Below are 17,079 nucleotides of genomic sequence, written 5' to 3' on the forward strand. Positions count from 1 at the left end.
CAGCACCATTCCGGGCGAGGGGAGCACGACAAGCTCCAGGGGGCGGCCCCAGGCATCGCGTGCGCTCGCCAGCTGGCGGCGTACGGACTCGAGCACGTCGCGATTCGGCTCCTCGGACCCGAAGGGTTCCATGCAGGCGACCACCCCATGGGCAACGAAACGTGCCAGGGTGTCCACGTGCCCGTCGGTGTGGTCGTTTGCGAGCGCGCCGCTCAGCCACAGCACCTTGGACACCCCCAGAGCCCGGGCGAGGCGGCGCTCGACCCGCTGCGGATCGGGCCCATGGCAGCGGTTCGGATTAAGCAGGCAATCGCGTGTCGTGAGGCAGGTTCCTTGGCCGTCCACCTCGACCGCTCCGCCCTCCAGCACCCAGTCAAAGCGGCTAGCCTCACTCCCTTGCGAGGTCGCGATCGCCTCGGCAACCGTGTCGTCGTGCGCATACACGTACTTGCCACCCCAGCCGTTGAAACGGAAGCACGCCGCCCTGACCTCGCCTTGCTGTTTCGCGCTAGGTCGCGTGCTCGCTTCGCTTCGCTGTTTCGTGGGAGCATCGCACACGAACAGCGGCCCCGTATCCCTGAGCCAGATGTCTCCGAACGGGACGCGGTACAGGGTGGCGCCCAGCCCCTCGAGCGCCTCTGCGGCGAGCCGCGCCTGGGTGTGGTCGGCTACCAGGACGCGGAGTCTTTCCGCGCCGTGTGTTTCCGCGCCGGCGCCAAGCTGCGGCCCCGCGATCGCCCGGCACAGGGCGGTGAACTCGCCACGCACCCGGGACAAGTCGGGCTCCCAAAGCTCGGCGTGACTCGGCCACGCGAGCCAGCAGCCCTCGTGCGCTTCCCACTCCGCTGGAAGCCTGGCGCCGTCGCGGTCCACGCTACGGGGCTAGCACGCCTTGCGGGCTCTTGGCCAAGCCTCTTGCGCAGGAGGATGAACGGAGCCAAACTCGAAGGCATGTGCGGCGTGGTCGGCAGGGGCGTGGTCGGCAGGGTAGTTGCATGGACCGTGGTGACATGCGCCGGGCTGTCCGGATGCGCTGCGACCGAGGGCGTGTATCGCGAGCCCACCACGCCCGTGCTGGTCGACGCGCGCGGTGAGCCGATCGTGGGCATCCTCGAGACACGCGACCGCCGTATCGAGCTCACCGCCCGTGCAGGCGAGCTCACCGTCGCAGACAAGCCGCTGCACGAAGCCCACGCGCGGCCGGTATTGATGGGGCCGGTATTGATGGGGGATCTGAGCCAGCGCGTGCGGCCGGCATCCGGCGGAGCGCACCTTGGCGCGCGCCCGGGAGTTGGCGCGCGCCCGGGAGCCAGCCCTGACCTTGTCGGGTCCCCGGTTCTGGGGACGGGGCCGGCGGCTCGCTGACGCGTCGTTCATACCATTTGTGACCATGGATTCCCGCAGCCGGCACGAGTCGACAAGCGCGCCGCGTGGCTGGAAGCGACGCCTGAGGCGCTGGTCGTTCGATGCGTTTGTGATCGCGGCCATCCTCATGGCGATCGGCTGGTGGCAGACGCGGGATCTGGTGGCTGCCGGTCAGCCCGCGCCCTCGCTTTCGATGGCGTCGCTCGACGGTGGTCAGGAAAGCTTGACGCCCGCCGGCAGCAAGCCGCTGATCCTGTACTTCTTTGCGCCCTGGTGCGGCGTGTGCGCGGCCACATCGCACACCGTGCGGGCGTTGCATCGGGATCCGGACACCGATGTGATCGCGGTGGCGCTCTCGTACCAGTCGCGAGGGCAGGTTGCGCAGTATGCACGAGAGCAGGGGCTCGACGAGGTGCCGGTCCTGCTTGGCAGCACGACCGCTGCCCGCGCCTTTCGGGTGAGCTCTTTTCCCACCTTCTACGTGCTCGACGAGCAGCGCAACGTTCGTAGTCGGACCGTGGGCTACACCACGGAGCTAGGCCTGCGCCTGCGCGCGCTGTGACGCCGCAAGCAAACATTGCTCGACCCGTGCCGGGGTGTCGCGGCGACAAAGATCCCGTGCAACAGTAAGGGTCCGTCCGCGGGCCCTAACTCCATCGGCTGCGGCCGTGGGGTGTGACCCGAACAAGCTCGAGCGATCGGTGGTGCTGCCCTTGCCCCTGCCCCCGCCCTTGCCTGGAAAGCACTCATCAAGACGAACGATCGATTTCGATCCATCCCGTCCAGCGGTGTTGCGCCGCCTTCGAATACAGGGAGTATTCGCGCGACAGCGCGCCTTGCTGGCCGGACGCCTCAAAGCCGACCTGGCATTGTTATTCTGACCCGACGCCTAAGCGTGGAGCATATGGCACGTAAATGGCATGCACCTGACATGAGCATGCGTACATGCGGGCACCGGGAGCGAACTGAGTGGCAGCGGCGTTGAGCGCGACTCCCGAGCTTCCGGAGCCCCTGGAGCTACCTCAACCGCAGCGTTTCCTGTTGCTTCCCCCCGCCGAGCGCGCGCTTTCCATCGCGGTTGCCATGCTCGCTGTCAACGAGACCCTATCGGTGGGCTTCATTCGCGATCTGCAGCAGCGTTGTGAGACGCCGGTCTTTCGCGACGTGTTGGATGCCATTCTCGCAGACGAAGCGGGTCACGACGACTTCGGATGGGAATACGTTGCACGTTCGCTCGAGCGCTTCCCGAGCTCGTCCCGAGAGGTCTGGAAGGCAGTGGCGCAGGAAGCGCTCCGGCCGCAGCGCGCGCAGGCCGAGACCGTGCTCGAGGCCATGGCCGCAGGAGCGCGGCGCCTCGACGTCTGGCAGGAACCCGAGCTGGCAGCCCTCGGCTTGTTCAGCCCCGAGCGGCAGGCGCTTGTGTTCGAGCACACCCTCGAGAACGAGCTCGCACCCGCGTTGCGGAAGCTCGACTTGGCGTGAGCGAACCCGACAGCCCGATCTCCGCCTCCGAATCCGCCTCCGAATCCGACCTCGACCTCGGCCTCCGAGCCTGACCTCGACCTCGGCCTCTGCCCGGGTCCCCTACGCCACTTCGCGCGACGTGAGCTCGAGATCCTCGAGGCAGGCGTCCACGCGCTCCTGGTGCGTGCGCAGAGACAGGATGCACACCCTGAGCGTGAGCAGCATGCCGTCCGGTCCGGGCAGCCTGGTGCTCGACAGAAACACCCGGCCGCGCGCGTTGATCGCCGACAACCAGGCCGCGTTGCGCGCGTTGTACGCGTCCAGGGTTTCCGAGGGCCGTCGCCGCAGCCGGAAAGCCACGGTGGTGAGCTGGGGGCGCTGTACGATTTCGGCGGCAAGACCCTGCTCGATGCGTTCGGCGAGCCGCTCGCAGAAGTGCTCGGCGAGCTCGAGCTTTTCGGTCAAGGCGTCGCGAAAGGCCTGGGCGCCGAACAGCATCAGCGATAGCCAGACGCGCAGGCCCCGAGACTCGCGCGAGAGCTCGAGCCCATAGTCCGAGGGGCTCGGGACGTGATCGCCGGCCGCGTCCGCCTCGAAGTCGCGCAGGTATTCTGCCGACAGGCTGTGCGCGCGGCGCAAATGCTCTCCTTCACGCACCAGCAGGCAGCCCGTGCCGTAGGGGAAGAACATGCCCTTGTGCGGGTCGAAGGTGATCGAATCCGCACGGGAAATGCCGGCGAGCCGCTCGCGACCTTCGGCGCAAAGGACGAAGGCACCGCCGTAGGCACCGTCGACGTGGTGCCACAGGCCGGCGCTCGCTGCGATGTCGCCGATTTCGTCGAAGGGGTCGACGGCTCCCGTGTTGATGCTGCCGGCCGACGACACCACCAAGAAAGGCTGCGCGCCCTCGGCCCGGTCTGCGTCGAGCCGCGCGCGCAGGGCTCTTGGCTGCAGGCGCAAGCGCGTGTCGGTGGGCAGCGAAACCACGTTGCGAGCTGGCACGCCGGCCAGGCGAACCGATTTGGCAACGCTGTGATGAACTTGGTGTGAAACGTATACAAGGGCGCGCCGGTAGTCGCCGGTGTCACCAAGCACGTGGTGGCGTGCCGTCACCACGGCGCAGAGGTTGGCCGTGGAACCGCCCGTGGTGAACACGCCGCGCGCGCCAGCGCCCCAGCCGAACTCGCCGGCGAGGAAACGCAGGGCATCGGCTTCGAGTCGCGCGAGCGCCGGGCTCGCCGCCGACAGGCCCAGGTAACGATTGAGCCAGGCTGCGAGCCAGTCCGCCAGGCCGGCGCTCACCAATCCGCCGCCGGGCACGTAGGCGAGGTAGCCCGGCCCGGGCGTCACCAGGGCCGCGTCGGCTGCCCGCTCCACGACCGACAGCAGATGCGGCAAGCCGCCCGGGTGGGGCTGTTCTGCGATGGGCTCGCTCAGGCGCGCGGCGAGCTCCTGCGCCGCCCGACCCATGATTCCGGTTGCAGCGCGTGTCTCCAGGCCCCGGAGCTGCCGCAGAGCCACTTCGGCGACGTCTTGAATCCACGCGCGCAGCGTGGCCTCGTCCGGTTCGAGCGCGGAGCGCCACATGCTCGTTCGGCAGAGCACATCTCGACGCACGACGCAACAGGTCGCCCGAGCCCAACGAGGCTTATGTGCGCCAAGCTGGGCAGGCGTGGACTTGGATGAAAGCCGCGAGCGCGCCACCCCTGGACGGACCCCAGAGATTTTACATGACGCGTTTTGAATGGTATATTCTTAGGGTTGAATCAGTAGGCAAATTCAAAGCTGCCGACGCTGGTGTCTTGTGCACCAGGTAGCGGGAGGATCAATGAAGGGGCTTCGATTCCTATGTGTGATGTCTTTCCTACTTGTGGGTGCTTGCGCGGCCGAGATAGAAGGGGAAGCGCCCTCGTATCGCCTGGTTCAGGCACCTGCCGGCGGCCAAACGGAGTGCTTCGACGTGATCGACGAGGGCCTTGACTGCGAGGATGCCGACCCGCGTCGGATCGATTCGGCCGATCCCGCACTCAGCGAAGCGTGCGAATGTCAATGCGTGGACGGCGCCGTCGACTGCGAGCGGGCGTTGGGCCTCTAGACGGCGCCTGGGTTACTCTCGTGCGCTACCTGTAGGCGGGGAGTAGACCCAGATCCTGCGCGCGAAATCGAGCAAACACAGGCCAAGCAGCGCGTGTCCTACGATCTTGGCTGCAACCAGGCGTCCGGCGTCCGCTCGGGGATCCAGAAGCTGTATGGCGTACATGTTGTGGGCCGCCGCGTACACCATGCTGCCGATGGTCAGCACGGCCCCCGCGTAGGTTGCGAGCAGCAGCAGCTTCGCTCCTCGCCCCTGATTTGCCCAGGGCCAAAGCCAGGCCGCCCCCAGCAATGCAAGCGATAGGATGGCCGCCGTGTTCCTGAGCGAAGCGACCGGTCCGGGCAGGATCCCGAGGCACCACGGTGAGCCGGGGGCCTGAAGCGCAAGCCATTCGGCAACGCCGGCGAGGCCGGCCACGACGAGCAAACCCAGCGCCAGCCGTACCAGCCAGCGTGTGCCATGGCTCCACTGCACGACGCGGCCCGGTCTAGCGCAGCGCGCTTTCGTTCGCCAGGCTAGACTCGGTAGCGAGCGGTCTCTGTCGTTGGCGGGTGTTCGGAGTCGACCCGGCCGCCCGGTCGCCGCCGGTTGCCCGGCAGCGGACGATGCCGGATAGTCGCGGCCTGCGCCCTCGAAGCGTGCGTTGAACGTGCTGCCCGCGTATCTCGAAACCGAAGTGCCCCTCTCGCCCCGCTGCAGCTTGGAGCTCGGAGGCGCGGCGCGCTTCTTTTGTGAGGCTAGCGACGAGGCCAGCGTGCTCGAGGCTTTGCGTTGGGGACGCTCTCAGACGCTGCCCGTGACCGTGCTTGGCGAAGGCAGCAACGTGGTGATCGCGGATGCGGGGATCGCGGGTGTGGTGCTCAAGCCGGCCCTGGCAGGCGTGCAGGTGCGCCTGCAGCACGACCGGGCTCTGTTGAGGGTACAGGCGGGCGAGGCCTGGGACCCGCTGGTGGCGCAGAGCGTGGCCAGCGGCTGGGCCGGCCTCGAGTGCCTGTCGGGCATTCCGGGATCGGTGGGAGCCACGCCGATTCAGAACGTGGGCGCCTACGGGCAGGAGGTTTCCGACACCTTGAGCAGCGTGCGCGTGCTCGACCGCGCTTCGCTGAACGTGTCGGATTGGCGTGCCGCCCGCTGCGACTTCGGCTACCGCAGCAGCTTGTTCAGACGCAATCCGGATCGTTATGTCGTGCTTGCGGCCACGTTCGAGCTGCGCCGCTCCTCGCTCTACGCGCCATCCCAGGGTCACGCCGAGCTCGAACGGCTGCTTGCGGTACGCCGCAGCCGCCCGTCGCTTTCCGATGTCCGGAGCGCGGTGCTCGAGCTGCGCCGCAGCAAATCGATGGTGCACGACCCGAGCGACCCCAACCGGCGTAGCGTGGGCTCGTTCTTCGTGAACCCGATCGTGACCGTAAGCCAGGCCGAGACGATCGCCGGCGCCGCTAGCGATCGCCCCGATGCGCGCACACCGAGCGCGATGCCCCGCTTCGACCTGCCCGACGGGCGCTGCAAGCTGGCCGCCGCCTGGCTGATCGAGGCAGCAGGGTTTAGAAAGGGCCAGCGCCACGGCAACGTGGGGATATCGAGTCGCCACGCCCTGGCTCTGGTTCATCACGGGGGAGGCAGCAGCCGCGAGCTTGTCGCACTGGCCCGCGCGATTCGCGGCGCCGTGCAGCAGCGTTTTGGCGTCACGCTCGAGCCCGAACCCGTGCTGTTGGGCTTCGAGACGCCACCTCTCTGAGCCCGGATCTTTGCGCATGGCGGGCCTCGCGCGCCAACGTGGCGATCATGCGCTCTGCCCCGATGCTGCGGGCCGGGGTTCGGGTCGCCTGGAGCTTGCCTGCCCGGCCACAAGCCGAGCGTAGGCACCGCCCTTGTTCATGAGCGTCTGGTGGCGTCCCTGCTCGACGATGCGGCCACGGTCGATAACGACGATGCGATCGGCGTCGCGGATCGTGCTCAGGCGGTGGGCGATCACGAGTGTCGTCCGACCTTTCTGCAGGCGCTCGAGAGCCGCCTGCACCGCTCGCTCGTTGTCGCTGTCGAGCGCCGAGGTCGCCTCGTCGAGCACGAGCACCTTGGGGTCGCGCAGGATCGCACGGGCGATGGCAATGCGTTGCCGCTGCCCGCCGCTCAGCATGATCCCACGCTCACCGACGATCGTGCGGTAGCCCTCGGGGAACCTGCGGATGAAGCCGTCGGCGCTGGCCGACACGGCTGCGGCGCGGACCTCGTCGTCGCTGGCTTCAAGGCGACCGTAGCGGATGTTGTCGGCGATGGGACCCGAAAAGAGCGCAGGATCCTGGGACACGTGGGCCATCGCCCCGCGCAGCGAGCCCAGCGTCAGGTCGCGCAGGTCGTATCCGTCGAACGTGATCCGACCCGCCTGAGGGTCCCAAAAGCGCAGCAGCAAGCGACCGATGGTGGTCTTGCCCGAGCCGCTGGCCCCGACCAGCGCACAGACTTCGCCCGGCTCGATCTCCAGGTTCAGGTTGCTGATGACCTTCGTGTCACGGTCCCCGTACGCAAAATGCACCCCCTGAAACGCAATGCGCCCTACCGGGCTGGCCAGCCGGTTGGCGCCCGGGCGATCCCGGATCTCGGGCTGGCTGTCGAGAATTTCGAACAACCTCGCGGTGGCCCCGAGGGCCTGGTTGTAGCTGCCGACGACGCCGGCCAGTGCTCCGACCGAACCGGCGACCGACACCGTGTACAGTACGAAGCGGCCCAGGTCGGCAGCATCGATCGCCCGGTTCATCACCATGTGCCCTCCCAGCCAGAAGATGCCGGCCACCGCACCAAAGCCGATGAAGCTCGACACGGACATGAACCAGCTGCGAGCCTTGATCTGCTTTGCGAAGAGCAGGAACGCCGCTTCCAGCGCGCTGCCGTAACGCTGCGACTCGTATGCCTCCCGAGTGAAGGCTTGCACGGTTTCGACTACGCTCAGGCTTTCCTGTAGCTGGCCCGAGGCGTTTGCCAGCTCATCCTGCGCCTGGCGCGCGAGCCGCCGGATGACCCGACCCCAGAGGCTGGCCGCCACTACCAGAAGCGGCACCACCGCCAGCACGCGGATGGTGAGCGTGGGGCTCACGTAAAAAAGCATGCTGACCCCGCCGAGCAGCGACAGCAGGTTGCGCAGAGCCAGGCTCAGATCTTGACCGATGATCCTCTGCAATCGCGTCACGTCATCCGACTGGCGCGACAGCAGCTCGCCCGTGCGGTTGGCGTGGAAATAGCTCTGCGTCAGCGTCAGTAGATGGCACTGGATCTGCATGCGCAGGTCCGCGACTACCCGTTCACCCACCCAGCTCATCAAGTAGTGCCGGATAAAGACAAAGAGCGACTGCAGCGCAAACAGCACGAGCAAGGCCAGTGTGGTCCGGTCCAGGGCCGCCGCGTCCCGCAGACTCTCGTCGAACGCGGTGCCGAGCAGGCTTCCCAAAAACCACGGAACCACGAGCCCGCCGGCCACCGTGACAAGCAAGGCGGCCAGCGCCACGTACAGGCGCCCCCGGTACGGCTTCGCGTAGCCGAGCAGCCGGCGCAGCCGGCGCCAGGGTGGCAGGTTGTCGACTGGCGATCGCTCTGTCACGGCTCCGCCACGAATCGGCTGGGGTTCATCGGCCAAGCGCGTACTCGAATGGCTACCCGTGCTTGCGGAGCACGGCCACGTAGTGCGCGCTCAGCTTCCGCCAGCGCGAAGAACGTTCGAGCCGGCGTTCCACCCCCTGAAGCAGCCGGTGCAGCGGTGCCGGCAGGAAGTCGGGCAGAAAGGTGAAGTGATCGACTTGGTCTAGCCACAGCGCGCCGTTGATCGCGGGAAGGCGGCTTGGCAGCAGCCAGCGTTCATCGCCTTGGTCGATGCGCTTGAGCAGCGGAAAAAGGTACGACATGTAGAAGCGGAAAAGCGGATTCTCGGTGTTCATTTCGTGCAGGAAGAACGAGCCGCCCGGCTTCAGCACGCGCACGATTTCTCGAAACGCCGCACGCCGATCGTTTGCGTCCAGCACGTGATGCAGCACGTTGATGGCGTAGACGAAGTCGAAGCTGTTGTCGGCGAAGGGGAGCTCGACCGCGCTCGTGGCGCGAAAGTCGGCTGTCACCGCGTGCTCGCCGGCGTTGCGCCGGGCCTGTTCGATCTGGCCTGCCGAGGCGTCCACACCCGACATCAGGACGCCCCTTTTAGCGAGCTCGATGCTGTACCAACCTTGGCCGCAACCGATATCGAGCCCCCTGAGCGGCTTTTGTCGGGGCAGCCGGCTGAGCATGGCCGTGACTTTGCGATCCAGGAGCCGCTCGCGTACGTGGCCCGAGATCTCGTCTTCGTATTCCGGGGCAAGCTCGTCGAAGTGAGACGCGGTCGCGCGTGTTCCCATCGCCACACGGCCGCGAAAACGTAGGAAAACCAGGGCTCCAAGCGCACAGGCGAAGCCGACGGTGCCGAGCCTCAGCACCAGCACCGACAGAATCGAGATCTGCTCCTCGATTCCGGATTGCGTGAGCTCCATGATGGCCGTCGATCCGGTTACAGCCGCGCCCACGGGCAGACCGCTGAAACCGCCGAGCAGCGTTCCGGCCGCGAACGCCCGCAGCGCAGCGAGACCCACGGCCGTTTCCCCCAACAGGCCGAGGGTGGCTGCGAGGCCCGCTGCCGGTAGCGACCAAGCCAGGATCGATACCAGGGCCAGACCCAGCGCAAGCGTGAGGGGCTCCGAGTCCTGAGCCAGCTCGTCGAGCTGCCTTGTGCGCAGCAGCCGCATCGTCTGCCAGGCGAACAACACGAGCCCGGCCGCCAACACCAAAGCGAGCTCGAGGCGCCGCTCACCCAAAGACCACAGGACGGCCAGCGCAGACGCGTCGCAGGCTCGTTCCAGAAACCAGACCCGCACCACGGTGGTCCGGCTTCTGGGAATCTGCCTGGAAATAAGCAGCGGCCGGAAGAGCTCGCCCAACAGGAACGGAACGAGCAGCAGGGGCAGCGTGCCGAAGTACAAGCGGATGCTGCGGCGCGTGTGAAAGAAGACGCCGAAGCGACGTGCCAGGAAGTGCCAGCGAAACCAGCGCAGCAGCAGGTTGGTCAACGTAAGCCCGCAGACCGCCAAAAGCGCAGCCAGCGACAGGCCGACCTGCTGGTCGGGCACGTGCTCCACGCGCGACAGCCAATAGCCGCTGGCCACCAGTCCGGTGCACAGGACGCCCAGCCACAGTGCACCCAGGGCCCACTTGCGCCACCTTGGCGCGGGAATCGGCCGGGACGAGCCCGAAGGGCGGGCCTGTTCGCCGGGTTTGGGGGCTCGCGGTGCTCCTCCCACGGCTGGGCCCACAGCAGCCTCTTCCTGCAACCGCATCCTCGTTCCACCCCCAGCCTACGTTGGTCAGGTCCATAGCCCTACTCGGGGGCATTGTCCACGGGCTCGCAGGCAGCGTCCGCGGGCTCGAAGGCATTGTCAACGGCCTGCTTTTCCGCGCCCTCGGAGTCTGGCTCGGGGTCTGGGGGCTCGGGCGCAGCCGATGGCTGCGCTGCGCTGTGAGCACGAACGGCCCGAAGGAGCGCTTCGGCCTGCCTCTTGTTGGCGCCAGCCTCGAGGAGCTGCTCCAGGGTGGCGCGCTCGATCGCCTGCAGCGAACCCAAGCGCCGCAGCAGGCGCCTGCGTGTCTTGTCGCCGATGCCGGCAATTTCTTGCAGCCTGCTGCGCAGCTTGCGCTTGTTGCCCAGCTTGACGCGGTGCAGATTGCAGACCCGGTGTGCTTCGTCACGCGCGAGCGCGAGCAGCGCGAGCGGCTCGTCGCCCGGCCGCAGGGCGATCGCGTTCTTGCGTCCCGGCAGATAGACTCGCTCGACCACGCTGCGGCCTTGGGCGTCGGTGCGTTCTTTTGCGAGCGCAGCCAGCGAGACGGCGCCGATCCCCAACTCCTTCAGGACCCTGGCGGCTATCGCGAGCTGTCCACGCCCACCGTCGACGACCAGCAGATCGGGCAGCTCCCAGCCCCGCTGCTGCTCGCGGCCGCGCGCCAATCTGCGCGACAGCACCTCGTGCATGGCGCCGTAGTCGTCACCGCCGGACGCCTGTTTGAGATGAAAGGTCCGGTAGCCTTCCCGCGCCGGCTTGCCGCCGTCCAGCCTGGTGATGGCGGCCACGGTGTCGCTGCCCCCCGTATGCGAGACGTCCACGCATTCGATGCGTTGCGGCGGCTTGGGCAGGCCGAGACGCGACTGGATGCGCTCGAGGCGCCGTGAGAGCTCGCTCTGCGCCCGAGCCTTTTCGCTGTAAGCGTGTGCAGCGTTGTCCATGGCCATGCGTAGCAGCCGCGCCTTGAGCCCGCGCTTGGGCACATGCAGCCGTACCTTGCTTGCGCGCCGCTCGCTCAACAGCTCGGCCAGGCCCCTGTCGGCCTCCACCCGCACCGGCAGCAATACCTCGTCGGGTACCCTGCTTCCGCGCGCGTAGTACTCGCTCACGAAGGAACCGAGCAGCTCGTCGTCCGGCAGCTCGGCATGCTGCTGGCCGTAGGTGCGGACCGCCACGACCTTGCCTCGGCGAACCTGAAGCACCGCCAGCTCGGCCTGCCGCTCGGCACGGAAGAGCCCGAACACATCCTGGTCCCTGTCCGACACCAGGGCGACGCGCTGGCGCTCTCGGATCGACTCCACGGCTCGCAGCTGGTCTCTGTACGTGGCCGCGGTCTCGTAGCGCATGGCCCGGGAGGCCCGCTTCATCTGCGCGTCCAGATGACCAACCAGCTCGTCGTGCCGGCCGTCGAGGAACATGCCCACGTTGCGTACTTGCTGCTGGTAGGCGTCGGCGTCGGCGTCGAGCACGCACGGCGCGCTGCAGCGCTTGATCTGGTATTGCAGGCACGGCCGGACACGGGCCCGGAAGTCGCTGTCCGTGCACGTTCGCAGCTGGAAGTGGCGGTTGACCGTCCGAAGCGTGCTGCGGGCCGCGCTGGCCGACGGGTAGGGACCGAAGTACTGGGCGCCGTCCCTGCCAGGACGGCGGACCACCTCGAGCCGGGGCCACGCTCGCGCCGGATCCAGCCGCAACGACAGGAAGTCCTTGTCGTCGCGCAGCTTGAAGTTGTACCTGGGCCGGTGTTCCTTGATCAGGCTGTTCTCGAGCAGCGCGGCCTCCTTTTCCGAGGCCGTTACGATGGTGTCGACGTCCTGGACCTCGCGTTCCAGCCTGCCGATGAACGCGCGGCTGTCGCTGTTGCTCGCCTGGAAGTAGCTGCGCACCCTGCTGCGCAGGCTGGCGGCCTTGCCCACGTACAAGTACGTTCCGCGGGCACCCTTGAACAGGTAGACACCGGGTGAGGCGGGCAGCGTCTGCAGCTTGGCACGGACAGCGTTGTGCACGGACACCGGTCCCAGTGTAGCGCGCGCTCTGTCGGCGGCGCAGCGTGCCATCTGCTGCTCGAAACGCGTGCAACCCGGCCGGGTTTCCTGGCAGAGGCAGCCCGCTCAACCAGAGCTTGAAGGCGGTCCGGGCGCTGGTGCAACCCGGCCGGGTTTCCCGGCAGAGGCAGCTGCCGTCAGGCGGCGACGGTTTCGATGGGATCGTCCTTGAATCGCCTGCGCACAGCCTGCCACTCGCGCTGATCCATGGCGAGAAAGGCGCCGACGACCTGAGGATCGTACTGTATGCCGGCCAGGCGCCGGATCTCCTCGACCGCGGTCTCGTGGGGCAGCCCCTTGCGGTAGACCCGGTCGCTCGTCATGGCATCGTAGGTGTCGACCACGGCGAAGATGCGGGCGCCGATCGGGATCCTGTCGCCCTTGAGCCCGCGCGGGTAGCCACCGCCCTCCCAGCGCTCGTGATGACAGTACACCACGTGGCTGGCACCCTTGAGTCGAGGTATTCCAGCCACCATTTCGCGGCCGTAGCCCGGATGCTTGCGCATTTCGACCCACTCCTGCTCGGTCAGCTTGGCGGGCTTGTGCAGGATGGCGTCGGGTACGCCGATCTTTCCGACATCGTGCAGGAGAGCCCCAAGCTCGCACTGCAGCAGATCGTCGCCGGCCAGGCCGAGCTGTGCGCCGAGCAGGCGAGCCCAAGCCGAGACCCTGCGCGAGTGATTCTCGGTTTCGATGTCTCTGAGCGCCAGTCCGCGCACCAGGCCGTCCGCGATCAAACGCGCTTCCGACTCTGCCAGGATGCCCGCGCTGCGCCGCTGCAAAAGGGCGCGTTCGATGGCCCGTGCCAACACCGCCGGGGTATAGGGCTTGGGCACCAGACCGTCCACGGGCACATTGCCCAGCATGTCTTGTATGCTCCTGAGGCTGTCCTCACCGGTGATCACCAAGACCGGGGTGTGGGGAGCGGTCACTGCAGCGCTCGCCGCAAACACGCGCCCACCGGGCATGGGCAGGCGCAGATCCGCCACCACCCCATCGAAATTGCGTACCTCCAGCATGGCCAGGGCGATCGACGGATCGCTCGCGGTCACCACCCGGAAGCCGAGTGCCGTCAAGTCCCAGGCCATGATCTTGAGCAGCTGGGGCTCGTCGTCCACGGCCAGGATGGTGGCCTTCGGTACTCTGCTAGCTACGCCAGACATCGATTCTCGGCCCCATTCCTTGCGGGTCAGGCGGCGTCTCGTTCCACGCTGGAACCGATGGCCTTCTGCAGGTGCTGCACCGCGCGTTTCTGCAGCTGACAGACGCGGGACTCGCTGATGCCCATCCGATCGCCGATCTCACGCAGAGCGAGGCCTTCGAACAGGCCCAGCTCGATGGCGGTGCGCTGCCGCGGCGGCAGGACCTTGAGGGCGCCCAACAGCTGTTCCCTGCGAGCGTGCTCTCCTGCCACCTCGTCGGCCATGGGGGCCCGGGAATCGCGCAGCCTTGCGGCCAGGGGCTCCGAGTCCACGGGAGCCGAGTCAAAGGACACCAGCCGCCGTGCCGCAATGGCTCGACCACGCTCCATTTCGTCTGCCGTCTCGGTCTGTCCTGCGGCATGTCGCACCGCCAGGCGCATCTCATCGCGGCTACGCAGGTCCAGCCGGCGGATCGCGTCGATCATGCGCTGGCGCACCCGGGTGCGGACCCAGGTATGCTCTTCGATACCGAACCCCTGGTAGGTGCTCAGCGCCTCGAGTACGGCGACGCGTCCCTCGGAGCACAAGTCGTCCTCGTCGAGGGCTTGACCCAATGCAGCAACGGGCTTCAGACGACGGGCCGTCATTCGCACAATCATCTCGTAGCGTTCGAGCGCCTCCCGAGCTTCTTCGTTGCTCCACGCCATCTTCTTGGTTCGCTTGGTCATGGCTACGCCTCCAGTGTCGACGGAAACTTACGCAAAGTGCGCGCCATGTTTGGATCACGTTTGATCCAGATCTGCTGTGTCGGAAATACTCAGTGATCTCGTGCCAAGCGTGATCCCGGGTGAGACCCTGTGAGTCGGGCGAGCGCGCGCGGAACGGTGCGATCACGAACGCTCACGTGCGCGCGCTGCCGCGCGCTCGGGCGCTTGACCGAGCCGCGGCGGGCGTGGGAGTCAGCGCAGCTTGTGCTTCGCTATGCGACGGCTCAGCGCGTGTCGCGACATACCCAACCGGCGCGCCGCCGCGGCCACATTGCCGCCGGTCTGCTTCAACGCACGAATCACGGCCTGCTTGTCGTCCCGTTGCCGACGCCCTCGGATCTCAGCCAGCCTAGTGCCTGTGCTTTGTTGCTCATCGACGGCCCGCTGTGCGGCACACGCGTCAGGCTCGTTTTCGCCAGCTAGCGGGTCCAGCGCTTCCGGAGCCTGAAGGCTCGGCCCCCCGCCCCAGGGACCGGCCAGCAACACCGGGAAGTCCTCCACCCGCAGCTCCATTCGGCCCTCGGCGAGCAGCGTGGCCTGGTCCACCATGTTCCTGAGCTCTCGCACGTTGCCAGGGAAGCGATAGCGCAGCAGTGCCTGCTTGAGGTCGGGGCTGAGCGTTGGTGTGCGCCGGCCGTCCATCCGAGCGCGCTCTGCGGCGAAGTGCGACGCCAATAGGATCACGTCACCGCCTCGGTCGCGAAGCGGAGGCACCTGCAGCACGAACACCTCCAGGCGATAGCGTAGGTCCTGCCTGAACCGGCCTGCGGCTACCGCCGTGGCGAGGTTTCGGTGGGTGGCGGTGATGATACGTGCCGGCAGCGCTCGGGTGTGGGTGCCGCCCACGCGGCTGAACTCCTTTTTCTCGATCAGCCGCAGCAGCTTGGCTTGTACCTCCAGGCTGAGCTCGCCGATTTCGTCGAGGAACAGCGTGCCGCCCATCGCGGCCTCGATGCGTCCACGCTTGGCCGCCGTGGCGCCGCTGAACGCGCCCCTTTCGTGGCCGAACAGCTCGCTCTCCACCAAGGTGGCCGGGATGGTCGTGCAGTCGATCTCCACGAACGGGCCGCGGCCGTGGGCTTCGTGCACGGCTTGTGCGAGCTTGCTCTTGCCGGTACCCGTCTCCCCCAGGATGAGCATGTTGCGGTCGTCGCCGCCTCGCAATCGGTCCACGTGCTCGCGCAACTTGCGCATGGGTGTGCTGTCGCCCAACAGACCCAGGTTGGTCTTGCGTGCGAAGCGGTTCGGCTTGCGCAGGGCGATTTCGGCCGCGCGCTCGATGCGCACCAGGCACTCGTCGAAGTCCCTGCCCTTCTGCACGTAGTCCTCGGCTCCCCGCCGGATCGCCTCCACGGCTACGCTCACTTCGGGCTGGCCCGTAGCCACGAGGAAGACCGCGTTGGGAGCGGAGCTCAACAGCTCATCGAGCAACTCGAGTCCTTGTGCGTCTGGCAGGTGGTAGTCGAGCACGACCACGTCAAACGCTTGCCGCCCCAACTGACCCCGGGCTCCTGCTCCATCAGCGCAGGTCACCACCTGGTGGCCCACATGCCGCAAGCGCCGAGCGATGCTGTCTGCGAAGAGCTGCGAATCGTCCACGACCAGGATCTGGGCGGACACGTCAGCCTTCATGGGAGGCGGTGTGGTTGAGCGATCAGCTATGGGTACCCCCCCGGCTCCTCGGGCTCGGCACGGCGCAGCTCAAGGCAAGCTGGCTCAATCGGGCGCTCCGCTGGGCTCTGCGTTCGGCGCGCTCTCACCCTGAGGGTCGATGGCCCCGGCCTGGGAGTCCACGGCGCCTGGGACCACGATCTGGCGGTCGATCCGGGTTATCGCCTTGCTGATAGTCTCATGGGTCAGTTCCCGCACGCGGGCCAGCTTGCCTTGGGTGGCTAGCAGGTCATCGGCCAGGCCAAGCGCGGTCAGCGCCAGCAGCTGCGCCGGCGACGCGACCCGGGTGCTGCCCGAGCCGAGCTCGTGCACGCGCTCGTTCACCATCGCAGCCAGTTTCTGAAGCCGATCCTCGTCGGCGTCAGCCACCAGCCTGTACTTCGAGCCTGCTATCTCCAACGTCACCGTACGCTTCAACGCGATTCCCTCCTCTGGCAACAGTCAGGGCGGACAGATGGCGCCCAGGTGCACCTCCCCAGTGCAAAAACTACCGGTTGCTGACGTCAGCCGTCAAGCTACGGCATACTTGCACGTATCATTGGGGTGTTAGCCGGGTACCAAAGCCCCGGGAAGGGAAGCGACATGCCGCCCGTCTCTCACGGAGCGAGGCGTCGGCTCAGAGGCTCTGATGCTTGAGGTTCGATGCGAGTCGTGCAGCGCCGCCTACCAGGTCGACTCTCGCCGCCTGCCGCCGGGCGGCATGCGGATGCGCTGTCCCAAGTGCGGTCACTCCTTCCCGGTGCGGCCCCCGGCGGCACAGCGAAGCGAAGCGAGCGCCCGGTCCCCTGCAAACCAGCTAGCCGCGCAGCCTTCCACGCCGCAGCGAAGCGAAGCCAGCGCGCGGCACCTCGGGACGGAGAAGGGCGCCAAGGCGGAAGGCTTGCCTCGCCTGCCGCTGCCTCCTCCCCCTGCGGGCAGCAACAAGCCGGCCGCACCCGTCGCCCGCACGGCAGCGAAGGGAGCCTTTGGTGAGCCCGCGAAGCCAAAGCGGCGGATGCCAGCCGGCACGTTTGGCACCGCCTTGCGCGGCGATGCGCCGGCGGCCACGGGCGGCCGCGCGCGAGGCAGCGAGGCGGATCTGCCGGCGGTGGCAGGGACGAGCGGGGGTCGAGTAGGGCGTGGTGGCACGGGGGCAGGCAGCGAAGCGGATCTGCCGGCGGTGGCGGGGGCGAGCGGGGG

At 67.5% G+C, this 17,079-nt stretch carries 16 protein-coding genes; 6 read left to right on the top strand and 10 right to left on the bottom strand.

Translation table 11 applies throughout. The features are described 5' to 3' along the window. A partial coding sequence (locus MJD61_05555; protein ID MCG8554743.1) for an agmatine deiminase family protein occupies positions 1-873 on the bottom strand: 873 nt, incomplete at its 3' end. A gap of 54 nt (positions 874-927) precedes the next feature. Between MJD61_05555 and MJD61_05560 the strand changes: the two genes are divergently transcribed. The 3 genes from MJD61_05560 (at position 928) to MJD61_05570 (ending at position 2,847) form a co-directional block, all read left to right on the top strand. Next, a complete protein-coding gene (locus MJD61_05560; protein MCG8554744.1) occupies positions 928-1,365 on the top strand; it encodes a hypothetical protein in 438 nt (145 codons plus the stop codon). 25 nt (positions 1,366-1,390) lie between these two features. Then, positions 1,391-1,927 carry a redoxin domain-containing protein gene (locus MJD61_05565; GenBank protein ID MCG8554745.1) on the top strand — a complete coding sequence of 179 codons (537 nt, stop codon included), beginning with the start codon at positions 1,391-1,393 and terminating at the stop codon, positions 1,925-1,927. Between the two features lie 407 nt (positions 1,928-2,334). Next, positions 2,335-2,847 carry a hypothetical protein gene (locus MJD61_05570; GenBank protein MCG8554746.1) on the top strand — a complete coding sequence of 171 codons (513 nt, stop codon included), beginning with the start codon at positions 2,335-2,337 and terminating at the stop codon, positions 2,845-2,847. A gap of 102 nt (positions 2,848-2,949) precedes the next feature. Here the strand turns inward: MJD61_05570 and MJD61_05575 are convergent, their stop codons facing one another. Beyond that, positions 2,950-4,416 (bottom strand): pyridoxal-dependent decarboxylase, encoded by a 1,467-nt coding sequence (locus MJD61_05575; GenBank protein MCG8554747.1) that lies wholly within the window; start codon positions 4,414-4,416, stop codon positions 2,950-2,952. A 268-nt stretch (positions 4,417-4,684) separates the two neighbouring features. On the opposite strand from MJD61_05575, the gene MJD61_05580 reads away from it, so the two are divergent. Beyond that, positions 4,685-4,924 carry a hypothetical protein gene (locus MJD61_05580; GenBank protein MCG8554748.1) on the top strand — a complete coding sequence of 80 codons (240 nt, stop codon included), beginning with the start codon at positions 4,685-4,687 and terminating at the stop codon, positions 4,922-4,924. Positions 4,925-4,936: 12 nt separating this feature from the next. On the opposite strand, the gene MJD61_05585 is transcribed toward MJD61_05580, so the two are convergent. After that, positions 4,937-5,398 carry a hypothetical protein gene (locus MJD61_05585; protein ID MCG8554749.1) on the bottom strand — a complete coding sequence of 154 codons (462 nt, stop codon included), beginning with the start codon at positions 5,396-5,398 and terminating at the stop codon, positions 4,937-4,939. Positions 5,399-5,573: 175 nt separating this feature from the next. On the opposite strand from MJD61_05585, the gene MJD61_05590 reads away from it, so the two are divergent. Further along, the gene (locus MJD61_05590; protein ID MCG8554750.1) at positions 5,574-6,662 is read left to right on the top strand and encodes a UDP-N-acetylmuramate dehydrogenase; all 1,089 of its coding nucleotides are present in this window, start codon (positions 5,574-5,576) and stop codon (positions 6,660-6,662) included. 45 nt (positions 6,663-6,707) lie between these two features. Here MJD61_05590 and MJD61_05595 read toward each other — a convergent pair whose 3' ends face one another. From MJD61_05595 to MJD61_05625, 7 genes are all read right to left on the bottom strand, one after another. Continuing rightward, positions 6,708-8,516, bottom strand: coding sequence for an ATP-binding cassette domain-containing protein (locus MJD61_05595; protein ID MCG8554751.1), 1,809 nt, complete (start codon positions 8,514-8,516; stop codon positions 6,708-6,710). Positions 8,517-8,568: 52 nt separating this feature from the next. Next, entirely contained in the window at positions 8,569-10,248 is a 1,680-nt protein-coding gene (locus tag MJD61_05600) for a methyltransferase domain-containing protein (GenBank protein MCG8554752.1), read from the bottom strand. A gap of 65 nt (positions 10,249-10,313) precedes the next feature. Further along, positions 10,314-12,287 carry an excinuclease ABC subunit UvrC gene (gene uvrC, locus MJD61_05605; protein MCG8554753.1) on the bottom strand — a complete coding sequence of 658 codons (1,974 nt, stop codon included), beginning with the start codon at positions 12,285-12,287 and terminating at the stop codon, positions 10,314-10,316. Positions 12,288-12,457: 170 nt separating this feature from the next. Then, positions 12,458-13,483 (bottom strand): HD domain-containing protein, encoded by a 1,026-nt coding sequence (locus MJD61_05610; GenBank protein MCG8554754.1) that lies wholly within the window; start codon positions 13,481-13,483, stop codon positions 12,458-12,460. Between the two features lie 26 nt (positions 13,484-13,509). Next, entirely contained in the window at positions 13,510-14,190 is a 681-nt protein-coding gene (locus MJD61_05615) for a sigma-70 family RNA polymerase sigma factor (protein ID MCG8554755.1), read from the bottom strand. Positions 14,191-14,421: 231 nt separating this feature from the next. Next, entirely contained in the window at positions 14,422-15,861 is a 1,440-nt protein-coding gene (locus MJD61_05620; protein ID MCG8554756.1) for a sigma-54 dependent transcriptional regulator, read from the bottom strand. A gap of 84 nt (positions 15,862-15,945) precedes the next feature. Next, positions 15,946-16,317, bottom strand: coding sequence for a cell division protein ZapA (locus tag MJD61_05625; GenBank protein ID MCG8554757.1), 372 nt, complete (start codon positions 16,315-16,317; stop codon positions 15,946-15,948). A gap of 211 nt (positions 16,318-16,528) precedes the next feature. Between MJD61_05625 and MJD61_05630 the strand changes: the two genes are divergently transcribed. After that, positions 16,529-17,079: zinc-ribbon domain-containing protein (locus MJD61_05630; GenBank protein MCG8554758.1), on the top strand; the 551-nt coding region annotated here is incomplete at its 3' end.

It is taken from the genome of Pseudomonadota bacterium, from assembly GCA_022361155.1.
GTDB lineage: Bacteria > Myxococcota_A > Polyangia > Polyangiales > JAKSBK01 > JAKSBK01.